At 73.6% G+C, this 7,753-nt stretch carries 8 protein-coding genes; 6 read left to right on the plus strand and 2 right to left on the minus strand.

The window, feature by feature from the left end:
• Positions 1–215 precede the first annotated feature (215 nt).
• The 6 genes from trpC (at position 216) to lgt (ending at position 5,388) form a co-directional block, all read left to right on the plus strand.
• The gene (gene trpC / locus H5J33_RS16815; protein ID WP_181795722.1) at positions 216–1,025 is read left to right on the plus strand and encodes an indole-3-glycerol phosphate synthase TrpC; all 810 of its coding nucleotides are present in this window, start codon (positions 216–218) and stop codon (positions 1,023–1,025) included.
• Between the two features lie 20 nt (positions 1,026–1,045).
• Complete coding sequence (trpM, locus tag H5J33_RS16820; protein ID WP_181795723.1) at positions 1,046–1,213, plus strand: tryptophan biosynthesis modulator TrpM; 168 nt, start codon at positions 1,046–1,048, stop codon at positions 1,211–1,213.
• Positions 1,214–1,346: 133 nt separating this feature from the next.
• On the plus strand, positions 1,347–2,630 hold the full coding sequence (trpB, locus tag H5J33_RS16825; protein WP_181795724.1) for a tryptophan synthase subunit beta: 1,284 nt from the start codon (positions 1,347–1,349) through the stop codon (positions 2,628–2,630).
• Entirely contained in the window at positions 2,627–3,445 is an 819-nt protein-coding gene (gene trpA, locus H5J33_RS16830) for a tryptophan synthase subunit alpha (protein WP_181795725.1), read from the plus strand. Before trpB ends, trpA begins: the two co-directional genes overlap by 4 nt.
• A 109-nt stretch (positions 3,446–3,554) precedes the next feature.
• Positions 3,555–4,328: a thioredoxin domain-containing protein gene (locus tag H5J33_RS16835; RefSeq protein WP_181795726.1), complete on the plus strand. Its 774-nt coding sequence runs from the start codon at positions 3,555–3,557 to the stop codon at positions 4,326–4,328.
• A gap of 82 nt (positions 4,329–4,410) precedes the next feature.
• The gene (lgt, locus tag H5J33_RS16840; RefSeq protein ID WP_181795727.1) at positions 4,411–5,388 is read left to right on the plus strand and encodes a prolipoprotein diacylglyceryl transferase; all 978 of its coding nucleotides are present in this window, start codon (positions 4,411–4,413) and stop codon (positions 5,386–5,388) included.
• Between the two features lie 89 nt (positions 5,389–5,477).
• Here the strand turns inward: lgt and rbsK are convergent, their stop codons facing one another.
• Together rbsK and H5J33_RS16850 are read right to left on the minus strand one after the other, a co-directional pair.
• Positions 5,478–6,371, minus strand: a complete 894-nt coding sequence (rbsK, locus tag H5J33_RS16845; protein ID WP_181795728.1) for a ribokinase — start codon at positions 6,369–6,371, stop codon at positions 5,478–5,480.
• Positions 6,368–7,729: an ADP-ribosylglycohydrolase family protein gene (locus H5J33_RS16850; protein WP_181795729.1), complete on the minus strand. Its 1,362-nt coding sequence runs from the start codon at positions 7,727–7,729 to the stop codon at positions 6,368–6,370. Before H5J33_RS16850 ends, rbsK begins: the two co-directional genes overlap by 4 nt.
• Positions 7,730–7,753: the final 24 nt, after the last annotated feature.

A 7,753-nucleotide genomic window follows, 5' to 3' on the forward strand; every position in this document is an offset into this window, starting at 1 on the left:
GACCGTCGTCGCCCTGCTGCTGGCGTTCACCGTCCTGCGGAACCTGCCGTTCGGCGCCTGGCTGCGCCCCTGACCGCACCGGCGAACGGATGTCCACCCAGTGGGACCGCCGTCAACCGGATGCGAAGCCACCGCACTGCTGCGGATACCATCGCAATTGACCACGGGCTTTTCGGAGCCTGAAGGAACCCACCGTCTGGAAGGGGGCCGCTCGCGTGAGTGTGCTCGACGAGATCATCGACGGAGTCCGTGCCGACCTCGCCGAGCGGCAGGCCCGTGTCAGCCTCGACGAGCTCAAGGAGCGCGCGGCCAAGGCCCCCGCCGCCAAGGACGGGGTGGCCGCGCTCAAGGGTGACGGCGTCAAGGTGATCTGCGAGGTCAAGCGGTCCAGCCCCTCCAAGGGCGCGCTGGCCGCCATCGCCGACCCGGCCGGCCTCGCCGCGGACTACGAGGCGGGCGGCGCGTCCGTCATCTCCGTCCTCACCGAACAGCGCCGCTTCGGCGGCTCGCTCGCCGACCTGGAGGCCGTCCGCGCCCGCGTGGACATCCCGGTGCTGCGCAAGGACTTCATCGTCACGTCGTACCAGCTGTGGGAGGCCCGCGCGTACGGCGCCGACCTCGCGCTGCTGATCGTGGCCGCCCTGGACCAGCCGGCCCTGGAGTCGCTGATCGAGCGCGCGGTGTCCATCGGCCTGACCCCGCTGGTCGAGGTGCACGACGAGGACGAGGTCGAGCGGGCGGTGGACGCGGGCGCCAAGATCATCGGTGTCAACGCGCGCAACCTCAAGACGCTGGAGGTCGACCGCGGCACCTTCGAGCGGGTCGCCCCGGAGATCCCCGACCACCTCGTCAAGGTCGCCGAGTCCGGTGTGCGCGGCCCGCACGACCTGATCGCCTACGCCAACGCCGGCGCCGACGCGGTCCTGGTCGGCGAGTCCCTGGTCACCGGCCGCGACCCGAAGGCGGCCGTCGCCGACCTGGTCGCCGCGGGCGAACACCCCGCGCTGCGGCACGGCCGGGGCTGACCCCCGCTAGGCTGGTGCCGATGACTCTCACCCTGACGACCGTGGACCGGCACGCGCGCCTGGCGCGCGGCTGCCGTCCGCGTGGCTGCCGCGCCCCCGCCCGGCGCGTCCACGGCCGTCGCGTGCGGTACGTCATCGGTGACGAACCCGGGCAGGTCAACGGGCGTCGATGGCAGCGCGCCCTTTAGGGGCGCGGGACTCCGTCTGATACGCGGCTACCGCCGCGCGGGCGCGACAAGCCGCATACGGCCCGCAGCCGGCAGACGACCCGAGCCCCACGGCGATCGGTATTTCCCAAGAGACTCACCGTGAGGTTTCCGCATGCCCAGCGAATTCTTCATCCCCGACCCGGAGGGCCGGGTCCCCACCGCCGAGGGCTATTTCGGCGCGTTCGGCGGCAAGTTCATCCCGGAGGCCCTCGTCGCCGCCGTGGACGAGGTCGCCGTCGAGTACGACAAGGCCAAGAACGACCCGGAGTTCGCCCGCGAACTCGACGACCTGCTGGTGAACTACACCGGCCGCCCGTCGGCGCTCACCGAGGTCCCCCGTTTCGCCGAGCACGCCGGCGGCGCCCGCGTCTTCCTCAAGCGCGAGGATCTCAACCACACCGGCTCCCACAAGATCAACAACGTGCTCGGCCAGGCCCTGCTCACCAAGCGCATGGGCAAGACCCGGGTCATCGCCGAGACCGGAGCCGGCCAGCACGGCGTCGCCACGGCCACCGCCTGCGCGCTGTTCGGCCTCGACTGCACCATCTACATGGGCGAGGTCGACACCGAGCGCCAGGCCCTCAACGTCGCCCGGATGCGCATGCTCGGCGCCGAGGTCGTCGCCGTGAAGTCCGGCAGCCGCACCCTGAAGGACGCCATCAACGAGGCGTTCCGGGACTGGGTCGCCAACGTCGACCACACCCACTACCTGTTCGGCACGGTCGCCGGCCCGCACCCCTTCCCGGCCATGGTCCGCGACTTCCACCGGGTCATCGGCGTCGAGGCCCGCCGCCAGCTCCTGGAGCGGGCCGGCCGGCTGCCGGACGCGGCCGTCGCCTGCGTCGGCGGCGGCTCCAACGCCATCGGCCTCTTCCACGCCTTCATCCCCGACGAGGGCGTCCGCCTGATCGGCTGCGAGCCGGCCGGCCACGGCGTCGAGACCGGCGAGCACGCGGCCACCCTCACCGCCGGCGAGCCCGGCATCCTGCACGGCTCCCGCTCCTACGTCCTCCAGGACGACGAGGGCCAGATCACCGAGCCGTACTCCATCTCGGCCGGTCTGGACTACCCGGGCATCGGCCCCGAGCACTCCTATCTCAAGGACTCCGGCCGCGGCGAGTACCGCGCGGTCACCGACGACGCGGCCATGCGGGCACTGCGCCTGCTGTCGCGTACCGAGGGCATCATCCCGGCCATCGAGAGCGCCCACGCCCTGGCCGGCGCCCTGGAGGTCGGCCGCGAACTGGGCCCGGACGGCCTGATCGTCGTCAACCTGTCCGGCCGCGGCGACAAGGACATGGACACCGCCGCGCGCTACTTCGGCCTGTACGACACCGACGCCGAGGTCGCGGCCGACGCCGCCGACACCGCCGAGATCGAGGGGGACGCCAAGTGAGCGGGAACATCCAGCTGCTGTCGGACACCCTCGCGGGCGCCAGGGCCGAGGGCCGTTCCGCGCTCATCGCCTACCTCCCGGCCGGGTTCCCGACCGTGGACGGCGGCATCGAGGCGGTCAAGGCCGTCCTGGAGAGCGGCGCGGACGTGGTCGAGATCGGTCTGCCGCACAGCGACCCGGTCCTGGACGGTCCCGTCATCCAGACCGCGGACGACATCGCCCTGCGCGGCGGTGTGCGCATCGCCGACGTCATGCGCACCGTCCGGGAGGCGTACCGGGCCACCGGGAAGCCGATCCTGGTCATGACGTACTGGAACCCCATCGACCGCTACGGCGTGGAGCGCTTCACCGCCGAGCTGGCCGAGGCGGGCGGCGCCGGCTGCATCCTGCCCGACCTGCCGGTGCAGGAGTCGGCGCTGTGGCGCGAGCACGCCGACAAGCACGGCCTCGCGACGGTCTTCGTGGTGGCGCCGAGCAGCAAGGACGAGCGGCTCGCCGAGATCACCGCGGCGGGCAGCGGCTTCGTCTACGCCGCCTCGCTCATGGGCGTCACCGGCACCCGCGAGTCCGTCGGCACGCAGGCCCAGGACCTGGTCCGGCGCACCCGTGCCACCGGCACCGGCCTGCCCGTCTGCGTCGGCCTCGGCGTCTCCAACCGGGCCCAGGCCGCCGAGGTCGCCGGCTTCGCCGACGGCGTGATCGTCGGCTCGGCGTTCGTGAAGCGGATGCTGGACGCGCCGGACGAGGCCGCCGGCCTCGCCGCGGTCCGCGAGCTGGCCGGGGACCTGGCGAAGGGCGTCCGCGGACAGGCGTGAACACCCAGCCGTGACGGGCCGCTGTCCCGTACCGGAGGATTCGGTCACTCGAACGGGTGGACCTCGGACCGGGGAGGCGCGCTGCGCCTCCCCGGTTCGTTCTGGGGGTGTGAGCGAGAAGAACCGTGACGGAAAGCGCACCGCCCGGGAGCGGCTGGCGGTCGAGCGCGAGAAGCAGAAGGCCGCGGACAAGCGGCGGCGGGCGCTGATCGTGGGGGCGAGCGTCCTCTGCGTCCTGGGCCTGGCGGCGGTGATCGGCGTCGTCGCCGCGAACGCCGGCAAGGACAAGGGCGGCAAAGCGGGCCCGGCCGTGGCCCCCTCGGGCGCGCAGGGCAAGGACAGCCTCGCGATCCCGGTCGGCAAGGACGGCGCCAAGTCGACGCTCACCGTCTGGGAGGACTTCCGCTGCCCGGCCTGCCAGGCCTTCGAGACGGCGTACCGGCCGACGCTCCACGAACTGACCGACGCCGGCGAGCTCCGCGTCGAGTACCACCTGGTCCGGCTGATCGACGGCAACCTCGGCGGCACCGGCTCGCTGCGCGCCGCCAACGCCGCGGCCTGCGCCCAGGACGCCGGGAGGTTCCGCGAATTCCACGACGTGCTGTTCGCGAACCAGCCCAAGGAGACCGACGACGCCTACGCGGGCAACGACAGGCTGATCGAGCTGGCCGGCAAGGTGAAGGGCCTGGACACCCCCGCCTTCCGCGAGTGCGTCCGCAACGGCACGCACGACGGCTGGGTGGACAAGTCCCACCAGGCGTTCAAGTCCGGCGGCTTCGGCGGCACCCCGACCGTGCTGCTCGACGGCAAGAACATCTACGAGGACCGGACGATGACCCCGGCCAAGCTGAAGCAGATGGTGGAGGCGGCCGACCGGGGGTGAGCCGATTCGCACGCCCTGTTATGGACCCGTAGCCGGGCTGCTTGCCCTCCCCATGGCCCGGCACGGTAGCGTCGGTCCTGCCATGAACCTTGCCTACATCCCCAGCCCGTCGCACGGGGTGCTGTACCTCGGCCCCATCCCGCTGCGCGGCTACGCCATCTGCATCATCATCGGCGTCTTCGTTGCCGTCTGGTTCGGCAACAAGCGCTGGATCGCCCGCGGCGGGCAGTCCGGCACGGTCGCCGACATCGCCGTCTGGGCCGTGCCGTTCGGCCTGGTCGGCGGCCGGCTCTACCACGTGATCACGGACTACGAGCTGTACTTCAGCGAGGGCCGTGACTGGGTGGACGCCTTCAAGGTGTGGGAGGGCGGCCTGGGCATCTGGGGCGCGATCGCGCTCGGCGCGCTGGGTGCCTGGATCGGCGCGCGGCGCCGGGGCATCCCGATGCCCGCGTACGCCGACGCCGTCGCGCCCGGCATCGCGTTCGCGCAGGCCATCGGCCGCTGGGGCAACTGGTTCAACCAGGAGCTGTACGGCCGGGAGACCCATGTCCCCTGGGCGCTGCACATCACCTCCGCCGAGGGCGGCCGGGTGCCGGGGTACTACCACCCGACGTTCCTCTACGAATCCCTGTGGTGCCTCGGCGTGGGCCTGCTGGTGATCTGGGCGGACCGCCGCTTCAAGCTGGGGCATGGCCGGGCGTTCGCCCTGTACGTCGCCGCGTACTGCGCGGGCCGCGGCTGGATCGAGTACATGCGGGTGGACGACGCCCACCACATCCTGGGCCTGCGCCTGAACGACTGGACCGCGCTGATCGTCTTCCTGCTGGCCGTGACGTACATCGTGGTGGTCGGCAAGAAGCGGCCCGGGCGGGAGGCCGTGGTCGAACCCGCGCTCGCCTCCGGCGGTCCGGCCGGTGCTGAGGCCGCCGGCGCCGAGGAGAAGAAGGCCGGGAGCACCGAGGCCGTCGCCGACGCGGGGGAGAAGAAGTCCGGGGACGCCGGGGAGCCGGGCGAGGAATCGCCGCAGGACGAGGCGAAGCCGGCCAAGAAGGTCTGACCGCCGGTTCTACGACGCGAGGGCGCCCGGGACACTCCGGGCGCCCTCGCGCATGCGGGCGGTGGCGTACGTGCCCGGGGCCGGTCCGCTCATGTGCCGTACCGGGCCTCGATCTCCGGGCGGTAGGGCATCGACGCCGACGCCCCTGCCCGCTGGACGGAGATCGCCGCCGCGGCGGCCGCCCAGGTCAGGGCCTCGCGTACCGGTTTCTCCTCGGCGAGGGCCACGGCGAGCGCGCCGACGAAGGTGTCGCCCGCGCCGGTGGAGTCGACGGCGGTCACCCGGGGCGCGGGGACCACGAGCGGCTCGGTGCCCCGGGCCAGATACAGGCAGCCGGTCGCCCCCAGGGTGACGACCACCTCCGGCACCAGCTCCAGCAGGGCCGCCGCCGCCTCGCGCGGGTCGGTGCGGCCGGTGAGGGTGACCGCCTCGTACTCGTTCGGCACCAGCAGGTCGATCGCCTCCGGCAACTCGGGCGGCAGCGGCTGGACCGGGGACGGGGTGAGGACCGTACGGACCCCGCGCCGGCGGGCCGCCCGGGCGCCCGCGACGACCGCCGGGAGCGGGATCTCCAGTTGGAGCAGCAGGGCGTCGGCGGTGGCGATCACCCCCTCGTCGCCGGGGGAGAGGTGGTCCACGGTGCCGTTGGCGCCGGGGACGACGACGATCGCGTTGCCGCCCTCGGCGTCCACCACGATGTGCGCGGTGCCGGACGGGCCCTCCACCGTGCGCAGGAAGTCGGTGTCCACGCCGGAGTGTTCGAGGGTGTCGCGCAGCCGCACGCCGTAGGCGTCGGTGCCCACCGCCCCGATCATCGAGACGGTCGCGCCGGCCCGGGCCGCGGCGATCGCCTGGTTGGCGCCCTTGCCGCCGGGCACCGTGCGGAACTCCCGGCCCGTCACGGTCTCCCCGCGCCGGGGTGCCTCGTCGACGTAGGTGACCAGGTCCATGTTGGTGCTGCCGAGGACCACGATATGGGTCATGGGCGGGTCGCCTCCAGGTGCGTGAGGTGGGCGAGGGTGTCGAAGCCGCAGCCGTCGAACTCGGCGATGGCGCCGGCGAGCCGGTTCTTCAGCGGTGCCCGCCAGCGTTCGGGCAGCGCCCCGGGGCTTTCGGCGAGGAGTCCGGCGACGCTGCCGGCGGTCGCGCCGGTGGAGTCGGTGGCCCAGCCGCCGGACACGGCACGGCAGACGGAGCCGGTGAAGTCGCCGTCGGCGTGGGTGAGGGCGGCGGCGATCAGCGCGGTGTTGGGGACGGCGTGGGCCCGGTGGTGGGTGGCGGCGTAGCGGGCGTGGAGTTCGTCCACGACGTCCTCGAAGTCCTCGGTGGTCCGGGCCAGCCGGACGGCGTGGTCGACGGCCGCCGCCAGCCGGGAGCGGGGCGGGACCACCGCGCGGCCGGCCCGCAGGCAGGCGTGGACGTCGCAGGTGCCCGAGGCGGCGGTGGCGATGACGGCGGCGGTGAACATCGCCGCGTAGACGCCGTTGGCGGTGTGGGTGAGGACGGCGTCGCGGTAGGCCTGTCGGGCGGCGGCGGCCGGGTCGCCGGGGTTGGTCCAGCCGTGCATGTCGGCGCGGACCAGCGCGCCCGTCCACTCGCGGAACGGGTTGCGGTGGCGGGCGGTGTGCGGGGGCTCGATGCCGCAGAGCAGGTTGCGGTAGGCGACGCGCTCGGCGGTGGCCGTGCGGCCGGGCGGCAGCTCGTCGAGCCAGAGCCGGGCGACGTCGTCGGTGCCGAAGTCCCGTCCGTGGCGCCGGAGCAGCAGCAGGTTGACGAGCGGGTGGTCGAGGTCGTCGTCCGCGGGCATCCCGTCGATGTTCTCGGCCAGGCAGGTGGTGGCGCAGCGGCGGTCCCAGGGATGGGCGGCGAGGAGCTCTTCGGGTACGCCCTTGGCGGTGAAGTAGCCGGTGAGGGGCCGGTTCCCGGCGGCCGCGGCGAGGGCGCGGATGCCGTCGAGGGAGAGGTGCGCGACGGGTTTGCCGAGGAGACAGCCGATGGCCCGGCCGAGCCAGGCGGCTTCGAGGGCGCGGGGGCCGGGCGCGGTGGCGGACCGTTCGGCGGGCCAGTCGGGGCACAGTGACTCGATACGGGCCAGGTCGGTCGGCTCGTCCTCGGCGAAGCGGCCGGGCAGGTCGGCGAGTTCGTCCAGCAGGTCCTCCGCCAGCAGCCGGAGGTAGCGGGAGACGCCGTGTGCCGACGCGCCGGTCCGCTCCGGCGCGTCCGGGCCGCCGGCCGCCCGCCAGCGTGCCTCGACCGCCTTCGGCTCGCGCCCGTCCAGGCGGGCCTGGCGCAGCTCGTGAACCAGCAGGTCCTCCGGCTGGACCCAGCTCAGACGGAGCACGGGCGGCCCGACCCAGACCGGCGG

The organism is Streptomyces sp. WELS2 (assembly GCF_013870595.1).
GTDB lineage: Bacteria > Actinomycetota > Actinomycetes > Streptomycetales > Streptomycetaceae > Streptomyces.